Here is a 25,377-nt window from a genome sequence, read left to right on the forward strand (position 1 = left end):
TTAAATTTATGAGCTTGTCCTGAACGATATGATAGGAAGCTAGAAAACAAAACAAAATTAGTGTTTATCTTGCAAAGATCTCTATTCCTGAGTTGAATACCCTTTTCCAAAAAAGAAGGCTCTGTTAAACAAGACTGTTGATCTTCGTTCCAAGCGCTTCGCTTTCCGCGGGGCTGGCGATGAGCCCTCAGGACACTGAAAAGCTTCCTCGAATCTACCCACGCACGAAGCAAATGCGTTAGTATTTGCGGAGGAGTCTACGCGTCTTCCACTTCTATCAACAGAGTTTTAAAATCAACATTCAGCTTTAACGGAGCCAAAAAGAAAAAAACTGCACCTCCATTGTTAGTTTCGTGTCTAACAATGGAGATGCAGTTTAATCCGGCTAGTTTTTAATAGGTATTTTCAAAACTTGTCCTGCCTGAATTTCATTACCCTGAATATTGTTAGCATTTTTGATAATAGGGATTCCCTCTTGCGATTTATAATATTTCATCGCAACCCTGAAAAGTGTTTCACTTGGTTGAACAGTATGATAGATGATTTTCTCCTCGCCCCCTGCATTAGCCGGTGGCGATTGCTGAGCTTCAGCAGCAGGCTGTTTCGTTGTAGTTTCGGAAGCAGCAGTTTGCTCTTTGGTGCTAACTGGATTTCCAGGTGTATTTTTATCATTGCCACTTTCTGGTGCAGGTGCCGCGGCCACATCAATATCCTCAGGTTCTGCGATTTCCTCAATCGAGGGAGAATCTTCATCGTCCGAGGAATCTTTAGCTTTGCTAACGCCTCCACTGCCGCTCTCTACATCGATCAGTTCAACGCCAGCTCGGTCTTTCGTTATATCCAACGGCCCTTTCGAACCATCAAGATAGGAAATGATACTAAAGAAAGTGATTGGCAGGAGAATGAAAAATAATGCCATTAGCCTTATTACAGGGTACTTCACCTTCACCTTCGTTTTCTTTTGCTTTTGCCTGTGTAATTCACTCCTGGGTGGGAGTGTCTCTTTTTTCACAACAGCATGTTCAGCTTTTCGTTCAACCCTTTTTCTCAGGCGCTCTGCCTGGTCCCTAATAGGTTTTTCTCTATTCAACGTCAGTACCCCCATTTGCTGCTCCAGCCCTGAATTTAATCATAAGCCCTAATAAGAAATCAATGATAAAGTGCATGACAATCGTTACAAGCAAGTTGTCTGTCTGCATATAAATATAACCAATAAAAAAACTCAGCAATATTATATTCAGGAACAAAAACCAGTTGAATAAATAGCGGTAATGGACTACAGCAAATATAATGCTCGTTATCATTAAGCCGGCATTAGTCTGGATGATCCCCCTGAAAAGAATTTCCTCGCTGACCGCTACCATTGCTGCAATCATTGCAATCTGCAAAATCGTTCTACTTTTAAAGATTCGTTCGTTCAGGCCTCCGTCGTCATAATAAGATGGAGGAAGATATTTCATAAGCAAAACATCAACTGTTACTACCAGGATTCCCGCTCCTAAACCGACTGTAAGGATACTAACATCATTCCAGATAAACAAATTTTGGAATTCATTTAAACTATCAAACAATATCATACCTAAAATGACAGAAATCGTTAATAGTAATATTTGAGTAGCAATCAAATGAAAAAGCAGTTCTTTTTCAGTGAGTACCGCTACTCTTTCCTTGTATCGTTCCTTCATCATATTCGCCCACTTATTCTAAAAATAGCTAACAGAAAATGCATTCATTATCCTGTCTCGTGCTTTGTCAAAAGGATTTTAATAACAGAATAGAAGCCAGTTCCTGTTTCCAATTAATACTCACAGGTTCGTCAGCTGCGACTTCACTTTGTTTAAAGTGGTTCATGTCTAACCCGCATAATGTGCAGCAATTAGGCGGCTTTGTGGTGAACTGTTCATTGAAATGGGTCAGTATGGCTGCTCTTTTACAATCCTGCGAGTGAACCCAGTTGAGCATTTGCTTAATCTTGTAGTTTTTAACCGACAAGCGGCTTTCTACAATATTGATAAAACTGATTTTATCTTTATCATAATCAATAACTTCCAGGCTTGAAAGGTAATCTTCAGTAATCCTCCATTGAATTTCAGTAAATCCGCAAAACGCTATGATTTCTTCTTCATACTGTTTGACATCTAGATACTCCAGCTCACGATCATTAAGGAACGCAAAGAGCCTCTCTATTTGAATATGATCAGGCAATTCTCCCTCAGCCAGCTGAAAAGCAAGCTGCTCATCTCCAGGAGAATATAGCAGCACGGCGATGGAATCCAACCCATCACGTGCAGCACGGCCAATTTCTTGCACATATGACTCAATTTGCATCGGCATATGGAAATGTATTACATATCTGACATTCTCTTTGTTTATCCCCATCCCAAAAGCACTCGTCGCACAAATAACTTCCAGCTGGCCATGAATGAACTGCTGCTGAATCAGTATCCTGCTTTCAGAATCCACCCCCCCATGGTAAGCCATAACTTTTTTGATTCCCTGTTCTCTCATATAAGCAGCTGTTTGCTCAGCTAGCTTTTTACTGGAGAAATAAATGATGCCAGGCCCTTTCAAATATTTCACCAGCTCTATTGTTCGTTCAATTTTTTCCTGAAAATGACTGACTTTTTCAACTGCAAGTGAAATCGACGGACGATCAACAGAATATACAACTTCCTTCCAATCGCTTAAAAGAAGTTTATCAGCTATATCCTGCCTTACCTCTTCAGTAGCGGTAGCAGTAAGTGCAAGCGTCAGCGGTTCTCCAATCAGCTTCCGAATGATTCCAAGCTTTAGGTAATCTGGCCTGAAGTCATACCCCCATTGTGATATACAATGGGCTTCATCAACAACAAACAAAGATATATTCAAATCTTTTATCCGCTTAACGACAATGTCTAAACCCAGCATTTCCGGAGAGATAAATATAAATTTGAAATGGTTTAGTCCTTCAATGGCTTTTCCCTTCTGCTGAGGTGTCAAAAAAGAATTTAAAGCGATGACCCTCTTTTCCCCCATCGCCATAATTTGTTCCACCTGATCCTGCATTAGCGACAACAAAGGCGAGATAATTAGCACCTGCCCGTCAGACAAGTAGCCTGGAAGCTGATAGCATAGAGACTTCCCGGTACCCGTCGGCAGCATCGCGATCGTATTCATTCCTCCAAGCACCGATTCGATTGCTTCTTGTTGCCCAGGACGGAAATGATCAAAATTAAAATATTTTTTTAAATAGATCTTCAGTTCCATTCAGCATCACCGTATTTTGCAAGTACAAGCCTGATCTCAAAATAAGAGACATCCACCACTTGTTCTCTGATTTGCTTTAATCTTTTTGCTCCAATTTTTCTTGCAGCCTCCAGAATCCTATGTTGTTTCTCTGGCAAAACATAATCATCAATTACAAAATCCTTTACGGATAGAACAATTTCAACAATATGGTCTTCAACCGTACTTTCTTTAAGGTTTCGAACAGCTGCGATTTCTTCAAGCGAATAATCTTTCTGAAGCATTTTAAACGTTTTTTCAGTAGATTGGGTTAAGGGAACCTTTTGTTCTGGCTGGTTGATCAATCCATTTAAAAGCGGAAAATTAGCAGGATCATTCATAATTTTGTCTATCATGGCATGTAAACTATTTAAAAATTCAAAATGGTAGTGGGCTGGCTCTAATCCTGCCAATTCAGCAGCCTGAACGGCGGTCAGCCCAATTTTCTTAAAGCCCGTCAGCCTTAATACGATCAGCTCCGGCCTGCTTTCCTGATTTTCCAGAGTGGCAGTCAATTCTTGATACAGCCTTTCTGCAAGCTGGTATCTGTCCTCGCCCTGCTGCCTAATATAATGTTTAATCCAATAAAGAGTTTCCTTTTTATTGCGGACAGGAATAAAACTCCGTTCACGGTGGACTAAATTTGAACTTACTTGAATGAGCAGAGTCAGCCTTTCCCAAAACGGTTCTGTAACCTGGTGATACTTCCAGCCATTTAAATAAATAGGCAAAGGACATTCAGCCAGCTTAAGATCCAATTCCTGTATCCCACTGGAGGTTAAAACAACTTTTGTTTCAGCGATTTCCTCAGCCAGTCCGGACTCAATGAGACTGTTTACTGCCTTTTCAAGCTTTCTTCTTGTTATTGAAGGATAAGAATAAAAAAAAGGTAAAAGCTGATATAGATGTGCATCTTGAATTGTTTGGGATGACCTCTTACCTTGAAAAAGATGGAATAAGGAATAAATAGTCCGTTCTCCATTAATTTTTTTTAAAAGATATAGGATGACTGCTTCTAGGTATTGAATTTGCATAAAATCACCCTTGCTGAAAATAGAATTATTCCCATAGAATTTCTTTACCTTTCCTATTGCAGGAAAATATTATAGATTTATTTTAACATGAAAATGAAGAAGAAAATGTTTTATTTTCAGCCTTAAAAGTCGGCAATGCCTTATGTGATAAGCATTCTCAATACTTTTTTTATTGAAATGTTTGCGATACAGTTTTACAATAGATATGAGGAATACGTTTTCACTTTTTCAGGAAGACGATTTATTATTGTTAAACATTTGGGAGGAATTAGATCATGGCTAAGTACACGATTGTTGACAAAGAAACATGTATTGCATGCGGAGCTTGCGGTGCAGCTGCTCCGGACATTTATGATTACGACGATGAAGGCATTGCATTCGTAACACTTGATGAAAACGAAGGTATCGTAGAGATTCCAGACGTTTTAATTGACGATATGATGGATGCATTCGAAGGCTGCCCAACAGATTCAATCAAAGTTGCAGATGAGCCATTTAACGGAGATGCTACTAAATTCGAATAATCAATACATAATTCCCGCTTTCCGGCGGGAATTTTTTTGTCGGCAATTAGATCTTAATTTTTCTCCCTCCATCTTTGCATAGAATGCTGCTGAGCTTAAAGTACATAATAGTAGCTGACCATTGAAATTGGTACTGGCATAACGAAGGCCATATAATGACAAAAAAAGCAACGGTGCAGGCCGTTGCTTTTCATCTATTTAATCTCTGCTGAGATAATTATGCGTTTTTAAAAGACCGCTGTCTTTCAATCCATGTTTTCATCCTTGAGAACATCAGCATGAATACAAATGACATTAAAATACCTTTAACCATATTGAATGGCAAAATACCGGCCACAATAAGTTGTTTTGTTTCCGGGCCAGACATTGCCGGCATATTTAAAAATAATGTATATGCAGGAAGAAAAACGAAATAATTCAATACACTCATCAAGACAGCCATACTGACTGTACCTGCAACAAGGGCAAATGTCATGCCTTTAGTTGTTTTCAGCTTCTGGTAAAGATAATAGGTTGGAAGGATGAACAATACACCTGCGACAAAATTAGCAACGTGGCCAACAGGGACACCTGTTTCACTTCCAGTCATAAAATAATCAAGCATGTTCTTTAATAACTCTACTAAGATACCGGCAGCCGGACCAAAGATCAACGCAGCAATCAATGCAGGAATGTCACTGAAATCGACCATTAAAAACTTGGGAAACGGCGGCAGCGGAAAGTTCAACAACATAAGTACATAAGAAATACTGCTTAACATCCCAATTGAAACCATTGCTTTGACACTAAATTTTTTCATAATCCTCTCTCCTTATAGAGATCCATCTCACATAAAGAAGAAAGATTCAGCATTCACACACCCAAAAACAAATAAATCCCCCAAGTTTTATTCTTGAGGGAGAAATGTTAAAGGCATGCTTAATAAACGTTCAAAACCTGCATTTTTTGAACGTCTGCAGAACCTCCATCTTCTCCCATCCAGACTATACTGTCGGCTTTGGAATCGCACCAAATCCTGCCCCTAAAAGGCTCGCGGGCTTAGAGAAAAAGATCTCATTACCGCCGATCGGGAATTTCACCCTGCCCCGAAGATAGACCATATTTAATTTTACAAACTTATTATACTGAAAAAAAGAATATTTGTGAAGCTGTTTGCTTGTGACGATTTTATGTCTGCTGCAATCTCCATCCTATTCTTCCATCATAATGAATATGATGAATTAAGTGTGACAAAAAAAAGCAATATCCGAACTTTTCAACCTGGTGTTCCTCTTAATATGAGAGCGTTTTCACTAAATCATGAACATTTTTGTCATTTGACAAAAAATTATTCGTTTTGTAAAATAATCAGAATATTACATACTTTAGTTTAGGGAGTGAGTGCAGAATGTTTCAGATATTAGCAACCGATTCAATAAAAGAGGAAGGCCTCCAGCCGTTACTAGAATTGGAGAACGCACAGGTTTATATGGACAATATTGACTCTGAAAATATCGATTTAACAAAAATTGATGCCCTTTTGGTAAGAAGCGCTACAAAAGTCAGCCATGAATTGCTTGACCGCATGCCTTCACTCAAAATTGTCGGCCGGGCTGGAGTCGGGGTGGATAATATAGATATTTCAGAGGCCACTAAAAAAGGGATAGTCGTTGTAAATGCTCCAGATGGTAATACCATTTCTACGGCTGAGCATACTTTTGCAATGATGGCTGCACTTCTCAGAAATATTCCTCAAGCACATTCCACTGTAAAGAATGGTGAATGGAAAAGAAACCAATATATTGGCAGTGAATTGTTCGGAAAAACATTAGGTATTATAGGTATGGGCAGAATCGGTTCTGAATTAGCCAAGAGGGCTAGAGCTTTTGGAATGGCCGTAAAAGTTTTCGATCCATTCCTGACCCAGGAACGAGCTGGTGTATTGGGAGTACAACTATCCACATTTGATGATTTATTGCCCCAAGCAGACATTATTTCTGTCCATACCCCATTAACAAAAGAAACGAAAGGGCTGCTAAACGAAAAAACTTTAAGTTTTACTAAAAAAGGTGTTTACCTGCTGAATTGTGCAAGGGGCGGAATTATTGACGAAATCGCTCTTGCTCACTTCATTGAAAAAGGTCACGTAGCCGGAGCTGCACTGGATGTTTTTGAAGTTGAACCTCCTGGGAATCACCCTTTGCTTGATCTAGATTCAGTCATTGTCACTCCTCATTTAGGCGCATCAACAAAGGAGGCACAATTGAATGTTGCCACCCAGGTCGCAAAGGAAATCAGGACCTTTCTTGAAAACAAACCAGTGGCTAATTCAATTAACCTGCCGGCAATGTCCAAAGAAATTTACGAAAAAATCCAGCCTTTTCACCAGCTTGCCAAAGAAATGGGGAAAATTGTTTCAGAATGCCACAATAAAGGGATTAGCGAGTTGACTGTTACATATTCAGGCACCGCAGCCGAGCTGGAGACCTCCTTCCTTACAAAAGCGCTTTTGTCTGGTTTCTTCCAAAATCGCATCGATGTGACCGTTAATGAAGTAAACGCCATCCATATCGCTAAGGAACGAGGAATAATGATTGGTGAGAAAATCACCGGTGATACTTTCGGCTACGCGAATACAGTGACAGTTACTGCCCTTGGCGACGGGGAAACGTTTACAGCAAGAGGGACATATATTGAACATTACGGTCCGAGAATCGTCAATCTGGATGGATTTAACATCGACTTCCACCCTTCAGGCAACCTTCTTTATATCCAGCATATGGACCGTCCAGGGGTTATCGGGCATGTAGGGAAAGTTCTTGGCGATCATAGCGTCAATATCGCAACGATGCAGGTAGGAAGAAAAGAAGCAGGAGGAGAGGCTATAATGGTCCTTTCATTTGACAAGCCGCTTCAAGAGGATATGATTGAAAAACTTAAATCGTTAAAAGATATCGTTACAATAAACAGCATAATACTTCAATAATGGCTCTTTGGTAAACTTTGTTGGTTTTAATAAGTTGATTTCAGACAAACCATTTGGATAAAAATCCTATAATAAAAAAACTTAATAAAAACAACTAGTCCTTCCTATCTAGCCTGTTCAGACTGTAGACAAACTCGATAAAATCGGGCTTGTTTACGGTCTTTCTTTTGGTTGGAGAAGTAATGGAGCTAATATTCTTCGCTTTCCGCGGAAGAATTATTAAAAATTCCAACCATGAGGAATCAAGAAGCCTAATTGGCGTCCTTATTTTCCAAATTTTATTACATTCAGGTATCCAAAAAGCCTTATTGGCGCCCTTATTTTCCAAATTTTGTTCTATTCGAGTATCCAAGAGGCCTTATTGGCACCCTTATTTTCCATATTTTGTTCTATTCGGGCATCCAAGAGGCCTTATTGGCACCCTTATTTTCCGTATTTTATTCTATTCGGATATCCAAGAGGCCTTATAGCTGCCCTCCTTTTCCAATTTTTTGCTCTTTCAGGTAACCAAGAAGCCTTATTTGCTTCGAATCAATTTACCTCTAGCCTTCCCGTCTGAGTCTTACACTTGCTGCTTTCGTCATCGATTTGCAAAAGTGGTTCGAAATATGACCATTTTGAACCACTTTTTTACACAAACAGAACAAGCCTTAGATTAAAGACCTGTTTTTACTGCAGCTACTATTTTTAACCTAATGGATAGGCCTTTCGTTCACCTTTGCTAAATGTCATAATTTCATTGTATCCCACTTCTTTAGCAAGCTTCAGTGCCTGGTCATAATCAGCACCCACATGCTCGGGCACATGTGCATCAGAGGAAAGTACTATTGGGATATTTTTATCATGGCACATCTGGAGGAGACGCTTATCGGGATATAAGGTTTGTGTTGGCTTCCTCAATCCTGCCGTACTAATTTCAACACAAGTTTTAGATTGCGCAAGAGCTGTTGTTGCTCTATCATATTGCTCCAGCAGGAAATTTTCATCAGACGGGACATATTTAAAGATTTTCACAAGATCAATATGACCGATAATATCAAATAGATTCGACTCTGCAAGGGTAACAACCTGGTCAAAGTATAGTTTATACACCTCATTGATATCCCTTTTATCCCATTCCCGCCTGTACTCCGCAAGATCGATCCCGAAGTCGCCTATCCAATGGATTGAACCAATAACATAGTCGAAATCATAACTTTTTATGAATTTTTCTATTTCCTTATGTTTACTCGGCGTATAATCCATCTCTATCGACATCTTCACGTCAATATTATTTATCCAAGCTTCTTTAAATAGCTGAACATAATCATCCATATCATAAAAGCGCCGTTCATCCACCCAGCTGTTTCGAAGAATATCTGCCGTCTGGTAAAAGTGATAGGCATGCTCTGAAATCCCGAAATGCGAAATCCCCTGTTTTTCTGCAGCAGTGGTGAACTGTTTTAAATAATCCAGGGTCAATGTTCCTCTTTCCAAATGGTTATGGTAATCCGTCAGCATTTCCTTTTCATCCCCCTATAGAATCGTTTTCCCTATTATACTTTCACGAATTAAAGGGGACAAGAAATAACTATCTGGTGATCAATATTTGCTGAGGCTGGATTACGTCTGTAGTTAAGTGATTCAAAGCTTTGAGCTCTTCAACGGATGTTTTGGTCTTTGCGGCAATCGAATGCAGAGAATCTCCAGCTGCCACGATATAACGATCCTGTTCTGCAGCATCAATTACAAGTATGTCACCAGCGGCAATTCGAAAATCTTTTATATTATTTTTCTGAGCCAAAGAATCCACCGAAGTCTTGTACTTTATTGCTATCGACCATAATGATTCCCCTTTTTGGACTACATGCTTCAATGGTTCCGCAAGTTCTGAAGATGGGGCTTTCACTGTTTCCTGGCCATCCAGGGTTTCGTGTTTTTCTGGGCTGCCTATTTTGATATCATCGGCCAATCGGAGCTTCGCAATTGTTTCCAGAGAGTATGCCTGCTGTTTTTCAAGAGCTGTGACTGGCTGTCCAATCGCTGCATCCCCTAGTGCGATGACCGGATTGACAGCGTTTTCTTTTTCGTAGGTCCACTTTTCTTTATGGATTTCAAAGTGGAGATGCACTCCAGAAGAATCACCGGTATTGCCCATCTCACCAATAATATCTCCCTGTTTTACAGTTTGACCTTCAATAACCTTCCTTTTATTTAAATGAGCATAAACCGTCTCTAAATTATTCTCATGTTTGATAAACACAACATGTCCATATGTTCCCGAGTAGTAGGACTTCGTGACCACACCATCCGCTACTGTATGTATAGGTGTCCTGAATTCTGAAGCAATATCAATTCCTTTATGGTGACCATGACGTGTACCATATACGTCTGATACTACGCCTTCAGCAGGCCAAATCCAATCTGAAGTCAATTCCGGAATATCCAGCATTTCTGCTTGAGAGTGCTTTCCGCCGAGAAATAGCAAGCTGACACAGAGTGCCATTAACCCAGCAATGAGCAAACGCTTTATGTAATCCTGCATTTTTTTCCTCCTTAAATTTGTACTCCCTTTCCATCACTATGACAGGCTGTACGAAAAAAGAACTCCAATCGATGGAAAAACAGCAGCTAAAAAAGCACATTCGTTATATTTGGTGATAATATGCTTTTTTATGCAAAAGAAGGAAAATTCATAAGCACAGTGTTTGGAAATTTTTTTATTCAATTTCATTATGAATGCTTCTACAGCAAGGATAAGATTAAATTCCCCACTAATAAAGAATGTTTTGGAAAACAAAGTCGTTTTTGTTTTGAAAGGTTCCTTAACGATGAAAGATTAAAAAACTAGCCGACAATTTCTTCGTGGGGAAAAAAGAATTTACGAAAATGGCCATAAAAAAAGAAAGGCTGGCTAGCCTTTCTTTTATTCAATAACTACTTTTTTATTCGGAGCTACTGGTACGGGTATTGGATCGTTCAGTTTAAACGGACCAATCTGCTCTGTGCCAGCATTTTCAAATTTCACTGATTGGTATCCAAATTCTTTTGCAGTCATTAGAATAGCCTCAAGATTCGGCAGAAATTCGTTATCCAAAGCCAGCTCATTATCTAAAATGATCTTGAGTTCAGTATGATCTGCTTCGGGTTCTATTTTTGCAGGCGAGAATTCTTTTGGCAATGATGCGGTTAGCTGCAGCTCTTCAATATTCCCCCGCATTTGTTCAAATGCCAGCATGATTGAGTCAAATTGCTCTTTGGTTGGAACGAGGAACGGCTGTTTATTGCCATCCTGCTGGTAGAACATATACGCCCGCATTTCATTTGCTGCCGTGGTAATGGGGCCCTCTTTCAAAACACCATAATTACCCAAATCCATTCCTGGTTTTTGCTCAGTCGTAAAGGTCAGCTTATCGATTCCCTTCCCTGATAAATTCTGGGACATTGCATCCAGTAGAAGCGTGCTGGATGTGCTTCCATCCTTATAAGGGTGGTCAGCCTTTACATCCATATTTAAAGTTTTGGAGGTTTCATCATATTTAAAGGTTGCATCCACCGGATAAAATTCGCTCAACCCCCACTCTTCTTCCTTGAGCTTGGGCATTGTCTCTGTGAAGCTGTCAATCCAAGGTTTGTCCTCTTCTTTAGGAATGGTCGTTGTTATTGGAACAAGAATCTGTCCATTTTGATCAGGTATTGCATAGGTAAGGACTTCACTTTCCTCCCCAACAAGCTCTTCCTTATACAACGCATTCAGACTGGCATATGGATTTTCAGCTACTTTAGCAGTGAACTTATTTTCTGTATTCTTATCCTCTATTGTAGTGCCCAACCTTATATTTTGATCTGCCTGATCTGCTGTCTTTTTCGCGGCACTTTCTTTCTTGGACGTATCCATATCCATCGCCATATTCGCCTCAGAAGATGACTTGCTGTTCATACTTTTATCTGCGGATTGGTTCCAATCCATCAACCCAGGTGAGAGAATGAATGCAAGGAAAAGCACAGCTGCCATGGCGGCACTTGGGATGACCCAGGCCGGCATCTTTCTTTTCTCGACTCTATGGGCAATGTTTTGGTAGATGTCACGAGGGTCGCGATGATCTTTTATCTTAGGCATCTGGCCGAGGATTTCTTCTAGCTGCTTATCGCTTAACTGTGACTTTTTCACTAGTCATCCCTTCCTTTTCGATCATTTCTTCCATCAGTTTTTTTAATGTTTTTAAAGCACGGTGCTGTGTCGTTTTAACCTTGCTTTCCGTCCAGGCTAACGCTTCAGCTGCTTCCGTAATCGTTAAGTCATGAATATACCGCATGATAATGACCATTCGCTGATCAACCGTACATTGATCAAGGCACTTGTACATCATCTGAATCTCTTCGCTTTGAAGCGCAAGTTCCTCAGGAAGCGGCTGGTCATCCTTTACCTGTCTTGCAGACATATCGAACGATTCGAGCAAGCGCTGTTTCCAGCCCTTTTGCTTGCGAAAATGGTCAATCGCTACATTTTTTGCGATTGAAAATAACCACGTTTTTTCACTGCTTTTGCCTTCGAATCGGTCATAAGCTTTCAAAACACGGATATACACTTCCTGGACAAGGTCTTCAGCCTGCTCTTTGCTTTTTACCATATAAAATAAAAATTGAAAAACGTCATGATGATATTTATTATATAATTCATCAAAAACGGAGTTCATTGGTCGCCTCGCCTCCGTATTCATAAGATTAGTCGTTATGTATGTAAAGAAAGTTTCATAATAACTATATTATTTTTAGATTGGAAATGAAAGGATTTTTCGCAATCAAAATTCTCATTTCACTGAATACAACGATCATGGAGGAGAAAGATTTTTCGAAGAGTATGTTTGAAATCAGTTTTTTGGCAAGACATTTTAGTTTCTTGCCACATGCGCTTCGTTTTCTGCGGTCAGACCAGCGAAACTGTTCCTCGCTATGCGCGCTTAGGGTAAAAATAAAATACAAAAAGGCCCATCCCTGTCAGGAATGGGCCTTACATGAAATATTTCACCGAAAAATGTTCCTCGTGAATCAAGAATAGTCGGCAAGTAATCCTAATTTATTCAATATTTCGAGGGATAAAAAAGGAAAATGTCGTTCCATGTCCAAGTTTGCTTTTAACCGAGATATTTCCCCGATGAGCCTCGATGATATTCTTTGCAATCGCAAGGCCAAGACCTGTGCCAGATATGCCACGGGTTCTTGATTTATCAGCTTTATAGAATCTTTCAAACAGGAATGGCAAATCTTCTTCGGGAATACCGGGACCCTGATCATTTACTTCAAAATATAAACCTCGCTCATCGGTCCTTCCGCTGATCAAAATAGAAGCCGAATCTGGCACGTGCCTGATGGCATTATCAATCAAGTTAGTCAGGACCTGTTCAATTCGATCAGGATCGAATCGGAAGTTTAACTCATCTGTATCGAGATGTACTGATAAATCAATCCCCTTTTCCTTAGCGAGACCATGGAACTTTCGGATGACACGATTTACATAGGGTCCAATTTCGACCGATTCCATAGAAAGAAGAAGATGTCCTGCCTCCATGCGTGCCAAGTCCAGCAGCTCATTCACCAGCCTGCCCATCCGAAGAGATTCATCATAAATGACTTTGGCCATTTCCTTCTTTTCTTCATCAGTCTGGGCGATATCATCTACAATCGCTTCACTGTACCCCTGCATCATCGAAATCGGTGTTCTGAGTTCATGTGAAACATTGGCGATGAAGTCTTCCCTAAGTTTGTCCAGCTTCCGCTCTTCTGTCATATCCCTGACAACAGCCACCGCACCACGGATAAAACGTTTATTATATAGCGGGCTGACAATGATCACCCAGGTACGCCCCTGGGCTGAGATTTCCCCTATCTGTTCTTTCTCCGTATTTACCGCGAGCTGGAATAGCTCCATAACTTCTGAAGGAACGGCATCATTATTCTCAGACCCAAGCCCCTGTTCATAATACCAGTACCGCAGGAACATTTCTGCCGGAGGATTGGTGATCAGGATGGTTCCATCCCGGTTGAAGGTTATTACACCATCTGCCATGCTGCTCAGTATACTTGTCAGCTGCTCTTTTTCCTGACTAAGGGCATTCATATTAAACTTTAGCTGCCTGCCCATTTGATTGAAGGCCGTAGCTAATTCCCCGATCTCATCATGCGTAAGAATTGGTACTTTCGTATCGAATTTTCCTCTCGCCACTTCAAAAGCTGCTTCACGCATTTTACGAAGTGGTGCCGTTATCCGAGTTGATAGGAAAAACGCAAAAATTGTCGTTAGGACGATGGCTACACCCGCTGCCAGCAATATGAATTTTGTCGTCAGCCTTGTTGTTTCTTCCATCACTTCAAGTGATTGATAGATGAAAACGGCTCCATTTCCTTTTCCATTTTGATGGAGCGGGACACCAATCATCAAATACTTTGTATCATCCACCTGGCTCGAAACTTCCGGCAATGAAGTAATAATATCGACGGTTTTGTTTTTATTGAAAACCTCGGCCAATTCCTTGTCTTTCATAAAAAATGAAATAGGAACATGGGCTGCAGCGTCATCAGTTCCAGGGGAATAAAAGTACGTATTTTTATTTCTTACAACCGTTACACGGGAATCGTCATCGACCATTTCCCAAGCAATCTCTAGTCCTAATTGTTCCTCCTGGCCTGGATGGTCTTCAAGAACCTTGGCAATTTTCTCAGCAGTATTGGTGAGTCCTTTGCGCGTTTCATTTATATGATAATTTTCAAAAAACTCCAGCAGCATGACTGTCAGGATAAACAATACAAACGAAACTAACAGAAGGATGGTAATCCAAAGCTTACCTACTACACTGCGCCAAAACATCATTCATTGACTACCTCGAATTTGTAGCCAACCCCCCAGACAGTTACAATCATTTTCGCAGCCTGTTCAGATACTTTATTTAATTTCTCGCGCAATCTTTTAACATGTGTGTCAACTGTACGCAAGTCACCGAAAAATTCATAATGCCAAACTTCCTTCAATAATTGTTCCCTGTCAAAAACCTTATCTGGTGCCTTAGCCAGGAAATAAAGTAGTTCATATTCCTTAGGGGTCAAGCTGACTTCTTTTCCATCAGCAGAAACCCTATGAGCATCATTATCAATTGTTAAATGAGGGAAAACAATTACGTCTTTAGTAGTCGTTTCCGTCTGAAGATAACTTGTGCTTGAAGAACGTCGCAGCATTGCTTTTACACGCAGGACTACTTCACGCGGGCTGAATGGCTTAACAATATAATCATCTGTACCTACCTCGAACCCTTGCACCCTGTTCACTTCTTCACCTTTTGCAGTCAGCATGATTACTGGAGTAGACTTCTTTTCCCTCAAATCACGGCAAACCTCTAGTCCATCCTTGCCAGGCATCATCAAATCAAGAAGAATGACATCATAATCATTGGCAAGCGATTTTGCCAAAGCTTCGTTGCCATCTTCCGCTTCGTCTATAATATAATTCTCTCTTTCAAGATACATCTTCAATAAACGTCTGATTCTTTCTTCATCATCCACCACTAAAATCTTAACGTCTTTTTCCATAAGGTATATCCCTCCCTGCGAATATTTTACATAAACATACGTCTTCTTGCCATGATTTTTTAAAAAATGCCTTCACTTTACGCAGTGAAGGCATTCAAAAATTTGACACATTTTATGAACCTGCATAAGAATGCAAGCCAGCAATGACTAAGTTTACAGCTACCAGATTAAACATGATGATAATGAATCCGATCACGGCTAGCCATGCAGATTTCTCACCATGCCATCCTTTTGAAAGGCGGAGATGAAGGAAAGCGGCGTAGAATAGCCATGTAATCAATGCCCAAACTTCTTTTGGATCCCATCCCCAGAAACGTGTCCAGGCAATTTGGGCCCAAATCATCGCAAAGATCAATCCTCCAAGTGTGAAGACTGGAAAACCGATCAAGACTGAGCGGTAGCCAATTTCATCAACAAGGTCAAGATTGATATTTTTCGTCCATGGCTGCAGGGCTGCAGCGATTCTCTTCCTTAAAATTGCTCTTAACAACACATATAATACTATACCCGCAGCAAGAGACCAAATAACCGTATTTAATTTTTTAGCGTTGATAATTGCAGGTGTTTCAAATGAAGGCTCGAAACGATCTTTATCTGTAAGCTCAAATTGATGCGGGCCAACTAGTGCCGGAACAGTAAATTTCTCTGTTGCAGGCTGACCTTCTTTATTAACATAGTTAAAGTTCGCTTCGTAGTCTGTCGCAGCGAAGTAGCTGGATACAAAGACGAATCCAAGTGTGCTGATCAAGCCAAACAATACAACTTCAAGCCACAGAGTACTTTTACTCTTCTTTGTCTGGTCCACACTTCTGACGAGATAAATCAAACCGGCCGCGAAACTGATCGCAAGAATTGCTTGTCCTATCGCTGTCGTTGTTACATGGATATGAAGCCAATAACTTTGCAGCGCAGGAATCAACGGTGTAACATCCCTTGGGAACATGCTGCCATAGGCAATGATCAATGCCGCTACAGGCAAAGTGAACAAACCTAAAAGTGGCGTTTTGTACATAAAATAAATACCGATAAATGCCCCAACCAAAGCCATTCCAAAGAACGTTGTGAATTCAAATAGATTGCTGACCGGTGCATGGCCAGATGCTATCCATCGTAAAATAAAGAATGTCAATTGAGACAGAAATCCTGCGATTGTTACAAAGATACCAATTTTCGCCCATCTATTAGGGCCTTCTTTCTTGTCAGCATGTCTCTTATCCTTGATGGCGCCTCCAAAAAATAAAATGCCGACTAAATAAAGGATAAATGCTGCAAACAGGAAGTTCGAGCTTAAATGAACCATTATTTTCCCCTCCTTATTCTTTCTTATCTTCTGCCAGCTGGTCTTCAGGGACACCGATTCCCGAATCGGCAAATATAGTATCTAGTTCCCTTTTTAACCCGTGCCAGTTCTTATTAGTATGGGCTGCTGTCCAAATCTGGCCATTGACCCTCCTGATCCATAATCGACGGTGGTTCCAATAAGCTCCCTGGACAACCCCGATCATGAATATTAAACCGCCAAGACCGATAATCCATAAAGTGAGGTCTTTTCGCACAGTAAGTGCTGTAACATTTTTTGTTTCAACGCCATTGAATATCATCTTATATTCATTGTTGCCCATCGGCTCGATTGTCTTTCTGATCGCAACAAAACTAATTTCACCCTTAGGTTTTTCTGGTGAAAACATTTTGAAGATAAATGCAGGATTATTAGGAATACGAGACTTTGTTGCCGGCTCGCCTTCTGCATTGAATTCAAAATCAGGGAAATAGCTCATGACCTCCACTTTATAACCATTTCCTAGATCGTAATTCATCTTAGGATCATATAAGTCTACTTGGACGTCGCCAAACTGTTTACCAGTTTTTTTATTTTCAAGCTTGAATGCCATCATGTTCATTTCACCAAGCTTATAATCGACCTGGTACAGACCGAACCCATCAACTTTGAGTGGCTTGTTAACCTGGATTGACTGGTCTCGGACTTTTTCAAGTTCTGGCTTCTCTCCTGGAACTGTGTCACCCTTTTTTTTGTAAAGCGTCGCATTCGTTTGATAGTTCTTCACTACAGTTCCGACTTTATTAATTGCATCCTTAAAAACTTCGTCGTCTTTATCTTTATCATAGACTTCAAAGATGAACTGATTATTCTTTAGAAAATATTGCCCTTCTGTGCCGGGAATTGCTTTTGTTTCCCCTTCCCTTAACCAAAGGATTTCATCAACATACATTCCCGGGACGAAGCGAAGCATTCCGCCAATCAAAAAGATAATCAGCCCTAAATGGTTGACATATGGACCCCATCTGGAGAAACGATTCTTTTCTGCGAGAATGTTTCCGTTTTCTTCACGGATTTTATATCTCTTTTGAGTTAAATGGTTTGTAATCTTACCCATAGCATCATCTGACAATTCACCATCCGACACACTGAACATCCTCTGGCGCTTCAGAAAACTTTCATGCCTAGTAACTCGCTGTTTAGTAAGAGACCTGTACAATGGGACTACCCTGTCCAGACTGGCAATTAAAAGTGATGTACCCAGTCCAGCTATCAAGAGCAAGTACCACCAGGAGCTATAAAGATTATGGAATCCTAAATCATAATAAAGTTTTCCTAACCATCCATACTTTTCTTCATAATATTCCCCTGCCGGCATTAATGGAGGGATATACATTTCCTGTGGAAAAATCGTACCAAGTGAAGAAGCGACCAAGAGGGTAATGATCAGCGATACCCCCACCTTAACTGATGAAAAGAAATTCCATATCTTATCGACAACCGTCTTATTATAAGTCTGTGAACGGCGTGCGCTTCCTTCATAACGCATATCAAGTAACTGCGTTTCTTTTTCCTTTTCTTCTAGAACTCTCCCGCAAGATTCACAAAGAATGGTTCCATGTGGATTTACATGGCCACATTCACATTTTACATCGTTCATTGTAAAAACTCCCTGTTCCCCTTACTTTAAGGTTTAATCTGTTCCATGAATTCACGGACTGTTTCTTCTGTTAATTCCCCTGTATGGCTTTTGACAACATTGCCTTCTTTGTCAATCAGAAAGGTGATTGGCAGCGGATTAATCCCATAGGCAGCCTGGACTTGTCCATCCTTGTCAATCATCACCGGGAAATTAAGTCCTTTACGCTCAATGAATTTGTTTACTACCAGTTCTGTTTCACTTGAATCTATTGCCAGAACCTGGACTCCTTGGTCTTTAAATTGCTGATACTGGTTCTCGATGTTAGGCATTTCCCGTTCGCAAGGCTTGCACCATGTAGCCCAAAAATTCAAGAAAACTCCTTGCCCTTTATATTCTGAAAGTCTGTGTTTATTGCCATTCATATCAATCAGGACAAAATCAGGCGCAGGCTTGCCGATTTCAATTTTCTGGTTCTTATCTTTGTTCATATTGGCGTACAATGTATACGCTACTGCCGCAGCCAAAACCGCAAGTATAATGGTCCGAGTGAGCAGACGCTTTTTTTTCATTTTTAAACCTCCTACCGTATTCCCCATTATATCATTTACAGACAGTTATGTTGGAAACTCTTTATGATTTTTTTAATCCAAGCACACGCAGCTGTTTTACTTCATGATGAGTAAGCTCTCTTATTTCACCTGTTCGCAAGCCATTCAGTGTCAGGAAACCATATTTTTCTCTCTTTAGCTTCAGGACAGGGTGTCCGATTGCCTCGAACATTCTTCTAACCTGCCTGTTTCGTCCCTCGTGGATGGTAATCTCTACAATTGCGGAATCTTTCTTCTTATCCACACTTAATAGCTTGGTCTTTGCTGGAGCCGTCTTTCCATCCTCTAGCATAATCCCTCTTGCAAGACTTGTCAGCTTTTCTTTTGAAGGGATGCCTTTTACCTTTGCAACATAAACCTTCTCGATTTCATTGCTTGGGTGCATAAGTATGTTCGCAAATTCACCGTCGTTGGTAAGTAACAGTAAACCAGAAGTATCATAATCTAGCCTTCCGACCGGGTAAATCCTTTGTTCAATAGTTTCAAAGAAGTCTGTAACCACTTTTCTGCCTTTATCATCCTGAACGCTCGAAATGACTCCTCGCGGCTTATAGAATAAGAAATAAACCGGCTCTTCTCCCTCGATTTGCACTCCATCGACTTCGATCCTGTCGGAAGAAGTTACTTTACGTCCAAGTTCTTTTACAACACTGCCATTTACTTTGACCCTTCCTTCGAGGATCATTTCTTCAGCTTTTCTTCTTGATGCAATGCCAGCGTGGGCAATAACTTTTTGCAGTCTTTCCATGAAGGTCACTCCTAATAGTATCAATTAACTATTCTTTAGTTTAATATCTAATCCATCCTTATGAATTATGACATAACTCGCGCTGTTTTCAAAGTAAGCAATTCCCTAAAAAATAAATTATATCCTGTAAGACTTGACTGATAATTTTAAAATTAATAATAAATTTTAATACGGCCAAAATAAAAAAGATACCCGCTGAAGAGGTATCCTCATGAAAACATTATGGTAACAACAATAATAGCTGTTGCAATGGCTACTGCATCTGCCATCAGTCCTACTTTTAAAGCATCCCCCATCTTCTTGATCCCAACAGCCCCAAAATAAACAGTTAGGACATAAAAAGTGGTGTCCGTACTACCTTGCAGTGTAGCAGCAAGCCTGCCGATATAAGAATCCGGCCCATACACTCCAATCAAGTCACTCGTTATTCCCAAAGCTGCAGTTCCGGAAATAGGCCTGATGATGGCAAGCGGAACAATTTCAGCCGGTACCCCTATCTTCGCAAGTCCTGGCCTGATTGCATCAACCATTAGATCAAGAGCACCGGATGCTCTGAAAACAGAAATGGCAACCATCATGCCTACTAAAAATGGAATAATCGAGACGGCCATTTTGATTCCTTCTTTTCCGCCTTCAACAAAACTTTCATATGTCGGTACTTTTTTAAACGTTCCATATATTAAGATGAAGCCGATCAAGACAGGAATGAACCATAGCGATATAGCTGAAACGAATTCCATATTCATTTACCCCTTTTGGTTCTTCTATAGTAAAAATAACGGTCTATGAAAATGGCAGCCACAGCTGAAACGGCAGTAGCTACCAGCGTCGGGCCTACTATATCGGTTGGATTCTCTGAATTGTAGTTCATTCTGATTGCAATGACAGTGGTCGGAATCAAGGTAATGCTTGCTGTATTAATTGCGAGAAAGGTGATCATCGAACGACTAGCCTCTTTTTTCCCGCCATTTAATTCTTTAAGTTCTTCCATCGCTTTAATCCCCAAAGGTGTTGCTGCATTTCCAAGTCCAAACATATTTGCAATCATATTTGAAAGGATATAGCCCATCGCGGGATGATTGGAAGGAACTTCAGGGAATAATTTTGAAACAAACGGCTTAAATAAACTTGAAAGCTTCAAAAGCAAGCCAGACTCTTCAGCAATACGCATCATGCCAAGCCAAAAAACAAGAATACTGATTAAACCTATACATAATGTTACTGCTTCCTTAGCACCAGTAAATACAGCTTCATTGACTTCAGCCATTGTTCCGTTCACCATGGCAAAGCCAAGACCAATTAACGTCATGATCACCCAAATGTAATTAACCATGATGATCAATTCCTGTCATCGAGGTAAAGATATTTTTGAAGAAATCAAAAAATGAATTTTCTTTTTTCTTTTCCATTTTATAATAGACCGGCAAGCTGGCTATCTTCTTTTCATCAAGATAAACATTCGCCTTTCCAGCCAGATTAGAATTAAGCTGATCTGCTCCATCCTTTGGCGCTTTTTTTAATTTATATTCTACTCTTACAAGATCTTCTTCTTCAGTGGTTAGCGGATAGTCAAAAGAATGATCTAAATAAAGCATATTCTTATAGTAGGAATCTTTTATGCCTTTTATTTTCCCTTTTGCCAGAATTTCCGCGATATCATAATTGTCATATGCAGATTCAAACATTTGAATATGATCATTCCAATCATCCGGAGCATTGAGAGTGACAGCAATCAATTCAAATCCATCTTTTTCGGCTGTTGAAACCAAGGTCCTTTTTGCACGCTTTGTGTATCCTGTTTTCCCTCCGGTACTGTGCTCGTATAATTCAGTCAGCAGACGATTTTTATTTTTCCATACCCTGTCCCAAGATTCTGTTGGATTTGGTGCTCTGTGGACTTTAGTACCAGCAATCTTTTTATAGTACTCATTGTTCATTGCGTAACGGGTTAGCAAGGCCATATCATACGCTGTAGAAACATGATTTTCATGATCATCAAGACCATGCGGGTTTGCGAAATTAGTGTTTTCCATCCCGATTTCACGAGCTTTTTCGTTCATAAGGAAGGCAAACCCTTCAAGGCTTCCGCCAACATATTCTGCGATGGCTACGGCTGCATCATTTCCAGATCTCAGCATCAACCCGTAAACCAGGTCCTCCAGCTTTATTTTTTCGCCGGGTTTCAAATAAATCGATGATCCCTCTGCATGGGCAGCCTTTTCGGTTACCTTAACCATGTTATTCATTTTTCCTGATTCAATTGCCAGTATTGCCGTCATAATTTTGGTGATGCTGGCAATCCGGCTTACTTTATGTGCGTCTTTTTCAAATAATACCCTGCCAGATTCCTGTTCTATCAAAATAGCACTGCTGGCACTAACTGAAATAGAAGCCTGGGCAGTACCAGGAACGCTGTATAGCATTAGGGCGGTGATTAACAAAATGATTATCCATTTCCTATTCATTGATAGACCCTCGTCTCCTTTGGCAGTTTGTACAAGTTTATGCAGGACAAGGCATGATATGACTACAAGCTTCGGGTTATACTTTAAGTCAATTGGCATAAAAAAAAGAAACAGCTGTATAAAGCTGTTTCTTTCTGACTGTAGACAAACTCGATGAAAATCGGGTTGTCTACAGTCAGTCTTATTAATTTTTTCCGATGGTAAATAGGTCTGTTGAGTTCCATTCCTATCAACTGGTGCCAGAAACCAACATCCGACCTTTTACACAGCCTTTTCAACAATTATCGGGATTGGAGCATCTTTGTACGGTAATCTGTTTCGTAGTACTCCAATTCTTCTCTTATTCGCTGAAAACTGCCCTCGAGGCCAAGCAGCAGCTCACTTAATTCTGAAGATACTGGCTGTCTGAACTTTATAGCATTCTTTCCTGTATATGCCGACCTGCTATCCTCATACCACACATCACTTTTTGGAGAGAAGAATTCTTCAATGCACTGGTAATAAATCCTGTATAGTGTTTTTTCTGCGGCAGCCTTTGAAAATGCTTCCGCCTGCAAAATGACCTTACAAGCATCGAGACCTTCTTCACAATATACTGTCAGTTTCCTCAGGCTTGAGAGGATGGACTTATAATATTCTTCATTAGCTTTTTGTCCCTGTTGAAGTGTGGTAAGGGTTGTTTCATTCAGGAATGCTTCCAGCTCGTGCACGCTATTCGCCAGAAATTCCCTGACTTCTTCAATTTGTGTTTTAACGATTGTATTACCCAAAATAACACCCCCGATGGATTTTCATCAAACTTATTAGACTGGCTGGACAATATAATCTAAAGGCGAGCGTACTTCAAAAGCTCCTTTTTGTTCAATGCCCTCAATAATTTCAGGAAGCTTGTTAAAATCAAGACCATTGAAAATATCCGCGAATTCTCTTTGCACATTAATATATACCCTCTTACGATGGCGATATCCGGGATTTTTCAATAAAGCTGCCAGTGCAACAAGATCTCTTAAATAAACTTCACTTGATCCGGCCTTGAACGGTGGATCTGCTTCAAAGGGTGTGATGCTGCCAATCAATTCATCAAAATACCTGACATACAATACATGCAATGTTTTTTCTTTGCCGTCTTCAACAAAGGTGACTTCACTCCGGTTAAAAAAATCCTCAGATGTATTTGATTTCTCTTTTTCAAGTTCATACCCAACACATTGCTTAATAAGCATGTTATTCCTCCTGATGGACATTCATTCTATCAAAATAGATATGTATAAAGAAAATGCCTTCGATAACGAAAAGCATTTCCAATTAATAATTATTTAAATTTTATCATAAATTCTAAACTTTGTGCACAAAAGCTAAATATCCATATCCATCGTTTCCTGGAATTTTTCAAAGAAAAGATCTGCATCATCCTGGATATCATCTTCATCAATCTTTTCAGGAAGTGGCGGGAGTTCCTTGATATTTTTCAAGCCGAAGTAATCAAGAAATTCCTTTGTGGTGCCATATAAAATAGCCCTGCCCGTTCCTTCCGCCCTGCCAACCTCTTTAATCAGCGCCCTGGAAGTCAGTGTATGCAATGGTCTTTCTGTTTTCACACCGCGTATCTCTTCAATTTCCGCCCTTGTGATTGGCTGTTTATAAGCTATTATTGCCAGTGTTTCAAGAGCTGCCTGTGAAAGATGGCCGGCACCTGGTGATTCTACAAGTTTTTTTAAATAATTGGCATGCTCTTTTTTCGTGGCAAGCTGAAGAACACCTGCAAGCTGAACGATCGTTATCCCCCGATTATCATCTTTTTCATATTCCATCTGCAATTCAGACAAAATCTCATTAGCCTTCAGTTCTTCCACGTCTAGCACTGCCGCTATTTGCTTGAGGCTGAGCCCCTCATCTCCCGCAGCAAATAGCAGGCTTTCCAAAATACCTTTCCACTTAACTATTTCCAAGCTTTTTACTCCTTTCTTGCAGTCATAAATATCTCAGCAAAATTCTGTTCTTGCTGCACATCGATTTCCTTCCGTTTTATCAATTCAAGGATGGCCAAGAACGTAACGACAATGTGTCCACGATCAGAATTCGGGAACAAATCATTAAAACTGGTCCTCGTCCCGCTCGCTTTCAGGAAGTGGATGATTTCATCCATTCTTTTTTCAATAGATATTTCCTGACGGGCAATTTTTGTAGACATCGGCTTCTGCAATTTCTTTCTTCTTAATAGCTTTTGAAAAGCTCCCAGCATATCGTATAAAGAAATATCCAGGTCTGTATTTTCGGTTTTTATTTCCTTCGCATATTCAGTCAAATCACTCGGTGGCTTCGTATAGATAAGGCCTCGTTCTTGTTCAAGTGACTTTAAATCACTTGCGGCCTCTTTGAATTTTTTGTATTCAATCAGCCTTTCTACAAGTTCATTTCGCGGATCTTCCTCTTGTTCAAACTCAAATTCATCAATGATTTCTTCCTCATGCTTTGGAAGAAGCATTTTGCTTTTTATGGCCAAAAGTGTTGCTGCCATCACCAGAAATTCACTTGCGACATCCAACTGGACCTCTTTCATTGCATGGATATACATGAGATATTGTTCAGTAATTTCCGCTACAGGTATATCATAAATATCAATCTCCAGGCGATTGATCAAGTGCAGAAGTAAATCCAACGGGCCTTCGAAAGCCTCGATTTTCACATTATATTGCATCGTTTCCCACCAAAATTCCTATATTGAACTGCATCATTATATAAGTATAGTGGATTAGCATAAGGTTATCCATTACTAATTTCTATATGAATTTTTAAAATTCCTGATAAAACAGGGACTATCGCCCAAACCTTTAACCTAGTTTCCTCATATGCTGAAAATGTAAAGTAGGCTATTTTACTATCAGGAGGTAATGTGCATGTCAGATAAAAAAGGTCATGGATGCAACGGACTAGGAGCTGGGTTTGCTCTTATCGTAGTGCTTTTCATATTGCTAATCATTGTAGGTGCAGCCTGGCTATAAGGATAAATGCCAGCCATCTAAATAGCACCCCACTATTCAGTGCCCGGCATCTGCCGGGCGTTTTCTCTTTATTGACTTTATCTATGATTCGAGAAAAGCACCTTGCTATCTTTGTTAGTCTTATGGCTCTGTAAACAAGGCTGTTGATTTTCGTTCCAGATGCTTCGCTTTCCGCTGAAGAATTATGAAAAAGCCCAACTTCCGGTTTTTTCATAAGCAAATTCTTCTAGGGGCTGGCGCTTAGCCCCGCAGGACACTGAATTAGCTTCCTCGAATCTGCCCACGC

Annotated in this window: 25 protein-coding genes and 1 riboswitch; of the genes, 3 read left to right on the forward strand and 22 right to left on the reverse strand. The window is 40.2% G+C overall.

All coding sequences use genetic code 11. The features are described 5' to 3' along the window. Window positions 1–385 precede the first annotated feature (385 nt). The 4 genes from V7201_RS05250 to V7201_RS05265 all read right to left on the reverse strand — a co-directional run bounded on the left by V7201_RS05250 (window position 386) and on the right by V7201_RS05265 (window position 4,298). On the reverse strand, window positions 386–1,090 hold the full coding sequence (locus V7201_RS05250) for a LysM peptidoglycan-binding domain-containing protein (RefSeq protein ID WP_335375729.1): 705 nt from the start codon (window positions 1,088–1,090) through the stop codon (window positions 386–388). Then, window positions 1,083–1,685, reverse strand: coding sequence for a CPBP family intramembrane glutamic endopeptidase (locus V7201_RS05255; RefSeq protein WP_335375876.1), 603 nt, complete (start codon window positions 1,683–1,685; stop codon window positions 1,083–1,085). Before V7201_RS05255 ends, V7201_RS05250 begins: the two co-directional genes overlap by 8 nt. Before the next feature lie 67 nt (window positions 1,686–1,752). Further along, window positions 1,753–3,246 carry a RecQ family ATP-dependent DNA helicase gene (locus V7201_RS05260; RefSeq protein ID WP_335375730.1) on the reverse strand — a complete coding sequence of 498 codons (1,494 nt, stop codon included), beginning with the start codon at window positions 3,244–3,246 and terminating at the stop codon, window positions 1,753–1,755. Next, complete coding sequence (locus tag V7201_RS05265) at window positions 3,237–4,298, reverse strand: helix-turn-helix domain-containing protein (protein ID WP_335375731.1); 1,062 nt, start codon at window positions 4,296–4,298, stop codon at window positions 3,237–3,239. Before V7201_RS05265 ends, V7201_RS05260 begins: the two co-directional genes overlap by 10 nt. Window positions 4,299–4,573: 275 nt before the next feature. On the opposite strand from V7201_RS05265, the gene V7201_RS05270 reads away from it, so the two are divergent. After that, complete coding sequence (locus V7201_RS05270) at window positions 4,574–4,822, forward strand: ferredoxin (protein WP_023627496.1); 249 nt, start codon at window positions 4,574–4,576, stop codon at window positions 4,820–4,822. Window positions 4,823–5,039: 217 nt separating this feature from the next. Here the strand turns inward: V7201_RS05270 and V7201_RS05275 are convergent, their stop codons facing one another. Then, on the reverse strand, window positions 5,040–5,621 hold the full coding sequence (locus V7201_RS05275) for an ECF transporter S component (RefSeq protein ID WP_335375732.1): 582 nt from the start codon (window positions 5,619–5,621) through the stop codon (window positions 5,040–5,042). A gap of 163 nt (window positions 5,622–5,784) precedes the next feature. Continuing rightward, window positions 5,785–5,919, reverse strand: a riboswitch (FMN riboswitch). A gap of 290 nt (window positions 5,920–6,209) precedes the next feature. Between V7201_RS05275 and serA the strand changes: the two genes are divergently transcribed. After that, on the forward strand, window positions 6,210–7,787 hold the full coding sequence (serA, locus tag V7201_RS05280) for a phosphoglycerate dehydrogenase (RefSeq protein ID WP_335375733.1): 1,578 nt from the start codon (window positions 6,210–6,212) through the stop codon (window positions 7,785–7,787). A 687-nt stretch (window positions 7,788–8,474) separates the two neighbouring features. On the opposite strand, the gene V7201_RS05285 is transcribed toward serA, so the two are convergent. The 17 genes from V7201_RS05285 to V7201_RS05365 all read right to left on the reverse strand — a co-directional run bounded on the left by V7201_RS05285 (window position 8,475) and on the right by V7201_RS05365 (window position 24,787). Next, window positions 8,475–9,287, reverse strand: a complete 813-nt coding sequence (locus V7201_RS05285) for a histidinol-phosphatase (protein WP_335375734.1) — start codon at window positions 9,285–9,287, stop codon at window positions 8,475–8,477. Window positions 9,288–9,357: 70 nt separating this feature from the next. After that, entirely contained in the window at window positions 9,358–10,311 is a 954-nt protein-coding gene (locus V7201_RS05290) for a peptidoglycan DD-metalloendopeptidase family protein (RefSeq protein WP_335375735.1), read from the reverse strand. Window positions 10,312–10,692: 381 nt separating this feature from the next. Beyond that, entirely contained in the window at window positions 10,693–11,937 is a 1,245-nt protein-coding gene (locus tag V7201_RS05295) for a negative regulator of sigma-X activity (protein ID WP_335375736.1), read from the reverse strand. Next, window positions 11,912–12,463 carry an RNA polymerase sigma factor SigX gene (gene sigX / locus V7201_RS05300; protein ID WP_335375737.1) on the reverse strand — a complete coding sequence of 184 codons (552 nt, stop codon included), beginning with the start codon at window positions 12,461–12,463 and terminating at the stop codon, window positions 11,912–11,914. Before sigX ends, V7201_RS05295 begins: the two co-directional genes overlap by 26 nt. A gap of 380 nt (window positions 12,464–12,843) precedes the next feature. Beyond that, a complete protein-coding gene (locus V7201_RS05305) occupies window positions 12,844–14,634 on the reverse strand; it encodes an ATP-binding protein (protein WP_335375738.1) in 1,791 nt (596 codons plus the stop codon). After that, window positions 14,631–15,347 carry a response regulator transcription factor gene (locus V7201_RS05310; RefSeq protein WP_335375739.1) on the reverse strand — a complete coding sequence of 239 codons (717 nt, stop codon included), beginning with the start codon at window positions 15,345–15,347 and terminating at the stop codon, window positions 14,631–14,633. The genes V7201_RS05305 and V7201_RS05310 overlap by 4 nt, the downstream gene beginning before the upstream one ends. A gap of 112 nt (window positions 15,348–15,459) precedes the next feature. Continuing rightward, window positions 15,460–16,647, reverse strand: a complete 1,188-nt coding sequence (gene ccsB / locus V7201_RS05315; protein ID WP_335375740.1) for a c-type cytochrome biogenesis protein CcsB — start codon at window positions 16,645–16,647, stop codon at window positions 15,460–15,462. Between the two features lie 13 nt (window positions 16,648–16,660). Further along, window positions 16,661–18,286: a cytochrome c biogenesis protein ResB gene (resB, locus tag V7201_RS05320; RefSeq protein WP_335375741.1), complete on the reverse strand. Its 1,626-nt coding sequence runs from the start codon at window positions 18,284–18,286 to the stop codon at window positions 16,661–16,663. Between the two features lie 26 nt (window positions 18,287–18,312). Continuing rightward, window positions 18,313–18,837, reverse strand: coding sequence for a thiol-disulfide oxidoreductase ResA (resA, locus tag V7201_RS05325; protein WP_335375742.1), 525 nt, complete (start codon window positions 18,835–18,837; stop codon window positions 18,313–18,315). Window positions 18,838–18,898: 61 nt separating this feature from the next. Next, the gene (rluB, locus tag V7201_RS05330) at window positions 18,899–19,624 is read right to left on the reverse strand and encodes a 23S rRNA pseudouridine(2605) synthase RluB (protein WP_335375743.1); all 726 of its coding nucleotides are present in this window, start codon (window positions 19,622–19,624) and stop codon (window positions 18,899–18,901) included. Between the two features lie 209 nt (window positions 19,625–19,833). Continuing rightward, complete coding sequence (locus V7201_RS05335) at window positions 19,834–20,364, reverse strand: spore maturation protein (protein WP_335375744.1); 531 nt, start codon at window positions 20,362–20,364, stop codon at window positions 19,834–19,836. Between the two features lie 2 nt (window positions 20,365–20,366). After that, window positions 20,367–20,957, reverse strand: coding sequence for a nucleoside recognition domain-containing protein (locus V7201_RS05340; protein ID WP_335375745.1), 591 nt, complete (start codon window positions 20,955–20,957; stop codon window positions 20,367–20,369). Beyond that, window positions 20,950–22,089: a D-alanyl-D-alanine carboxypeptidase family protein gene (locus V7201_RS05345; protein WP_335375746.1), complete on the reverse strand. Its 1,140-nt coding sequence runs from the start codon at window positions 22,087–22,089 to the stop codon at window positions 20,950–20,952. Before V7201_RS05345 ends, V7201_RS05340 begins: the two co-directional genes overlap by 8 nt. 281 nt (window positions 22,090–22,370) lie before the next feature. After that, a complete protein-coding gene (locus tag V7201_RS05350) occupies window positions 22,371–22,859 on the reverse strand; it encodes a DUF3907 family protein (protein WP_335375747.1) in 489 nt (162 codons plus the stop codon). A gap of 33 nt (window positions 22,860–22,892) precedes the next feature. Beyond that, window positions 22,893–23,312 (reverse strand): hypothetical protein, encoded by a 420-nt coding sequence (locus tag V7201_RS05355; RefSeq protein ID WP_335375748.1) that lies wholly within the window; start codon window positions 23,310–23,312, stop codon window positions 22,893–22,895. Between the two features lie 132 nt (window positions 23,313–23,444). Continuing rightward, window positions 23,445–24,038 (reverse strand): SMC-Scp complex subunit ScpB, encoded by a 594-nt coding sequence (gene scpB / locus V7201_RS05360; RefSeq protein WP_335375749.1) that lies wholly within the window; start codon window positions 24,036–24,038, stop codon window positions 23,445–23,447. Window positions 24,039–24,043: 5 nt separating this feature from the next. Then, entirely contained in the window at window positions 24,044–24,787 is a 744-nt protein-coding gene (locus V7201_RS05365) for a segregation/condensation protein A (protein WP_335375750.1), read from the reverse strand. A 199-nt stretch (window positions 24,788–24,986) separates the two neighbouring features. Between V7201_RS05365 and V7201_RS05370 the strand changes: the two genes are divergently transcribed. Then, a complete protein-coding gene (locus V7201_RS05370) occupies window positions 24,987–25,091 on the forward strand; it encodes a YjcZ family sporulation protein (RefSeq protein ID WP_438825014.1) in 105 nt (34 codons plus the stop codon). The last annotated feature ends 286 nt before the right edge of the window (window positions 25,092–25,377 follow it).

It is taken from the genome of Bacillus sp. JJ1122 (assembly GCF_036964885.1).
Classification (GTDB): domain Bacteria; phylum Bacillota; class Bacilli; order Bacillales; family Cytobacillaceae; genus Mesobacillus.

What these genes read in the sequence shown, in the direction of transcription:
- V7201_RS05255 (WP_335375876.1), bottom strand. Translation starts at nt 1,685, where the DNA reads ATGAAGGAACGATACAAGGAAAGAGTAGCGGTACTCACTGAAAAAGAA.
- V7201_RS05260 (WP_335375730.1), bottom strand. Translation starts at nt 3,246, where the DNA reads ATGGAACTGAAGATCTATTTAAAAAAATATTTTAATTTTGATCATTTC.
- V7201_RS05265 (WP_335375731.1), bottom strand. Translation starts at nt 4,298, where the DNA reads ATGCAAATTCAATACCTAGAAGCAGTCATCCTATATCTTTTAAAAAAA.
- V7201_RS05270 (WP_023627496.1), top strand. Translation starts at nt 4,574, where the DNA reads ATGGCTAAGTACACGATTGTTGACAAAGAAACATGTATTGCATGCGGA.
- V7201_RS05275 (WP_335375732.1), bottom strand. Translation starts at nt 5,621, where the DNA reads ATGAAAAAATTTAGTGTCAAAGCAATGGTTTCAATTGGGATGTTAAGC.
- serA (WP_335375733.1), top strand. Translation starts at nt 6,210, where the DNA reads ATGTTTCAGATATTAGCAACCGATTCAATAAAAGAGGAAGGCCTCCAG.
- V7201_RS05285 (WP_335375734.1), bottom strand. Translation starts at nt 9,287, where the DNA reads ATGCTGACGGATTACCATAACCATTTGGAAAGAGGAACATTGACCCTG.
- V7201_RS05290 (WP_335375735.1), bottom strand. Translation starts at nt 10,311, where the DNA reads ATGCAGGATTACATAAAGCGTTTGCTCATTGCTGGGTTAATGGCACTC.
- sigX (WP_335375737.1), bottom strand. Translation starts at nt 12,463, where the DNA reads ATGAACTCCGTTTTTGATGAATTATATAATAAATATCATCATGACGTT.
- V7201_RS05305 (WP_335375738.1), bottom strand. Translation starts at nt 14,634, where the DNA reads ATGATGTTTTGGCGCAGTGTAGTAGGTAAGCTTTGGATTACCATCCTT.
- V7201_RS05310 (WP_335375739.1), bottom strand. Translation starts at nt 15,347, where the DNA reads ATGGAAAAAGACGTTAAGATTTTAGTGGTGGATGATGAAGAAAGAATC.
- ccsB (WP_335375740.1), bottom strand. Translation starts at nt 16,647, where the DNA reads ATGGTTCATTTAAGCTCGAACTTCCTGTTTGCAGCATTTATCCTTTAT.
- resB (WP_335375741.1), bottom strand. Translation starts at nt 18,286, where the DNA reads ATGAACGATGTAAAATGTGAATGTGGCCATGTAAATCCACATGGAACC.
- resA (WP_335375742.1), bottom strand. Translation starts at nt 18,837, where the DNA reads ATGAAAAAAAAGCGTCTGCTCACTCGGACCATTATACTTGCGGTTTTG.
- rluB (WP_335375743.1), bottom strand. Translation starts at nt 19,624, where the DNA reads ATGGAAAGACTGCAAAAAGTTATTGCCCACGCTGGCATTGCATCAAGA.
- V7201_RS05335 (WP_335375744.1), bottom strand. Translation starts at nt 20,364, where the DNA reads ATGGAATTCGTTTCAGCTATATCGCTATGGTTCATTCCTGTCTTGATC.
- V7201_RS05340 (WP_335375745.1), bottom strand. Translation starts at nt 20,957, where the DNA reads ATGGTTAATTACATTTGGGTGATCATGACGTTAATTGGTCTTGGCTTT.
- V7201_RS05345 (WP_335375746.1), bottom strand. Translation starts at nt 22,089, where the DNA reads ATGAATAGGAAATGGATAATCATTTTGTTAATCACCGCCCTAATGCTA.
- V7201_RS05355 (WP_335375748.1), bottom strand. Translation starts at nt 23,312, where the DNA reads ATGCTTATTAAGCAATGTGTTGGGTATGAACTTGAAAAAGAGAAATCA.
- V7201_RS05365 (WP_335375750.1), bottom strand. Translation starts at nt 24,787, where the DNA reads ATGCAATATAATGTGAAAATCGAGGCTTTCGAAGGCCCGTTGGATTTA.
- V7201_RS05370 (WP_438825014.1), top strand. Translation starts at nt 24,987, where the DNA reads ATGTCAGATAAAAAAGGTCATGGATGCAACGGACTAGGAGCTGGGTTT.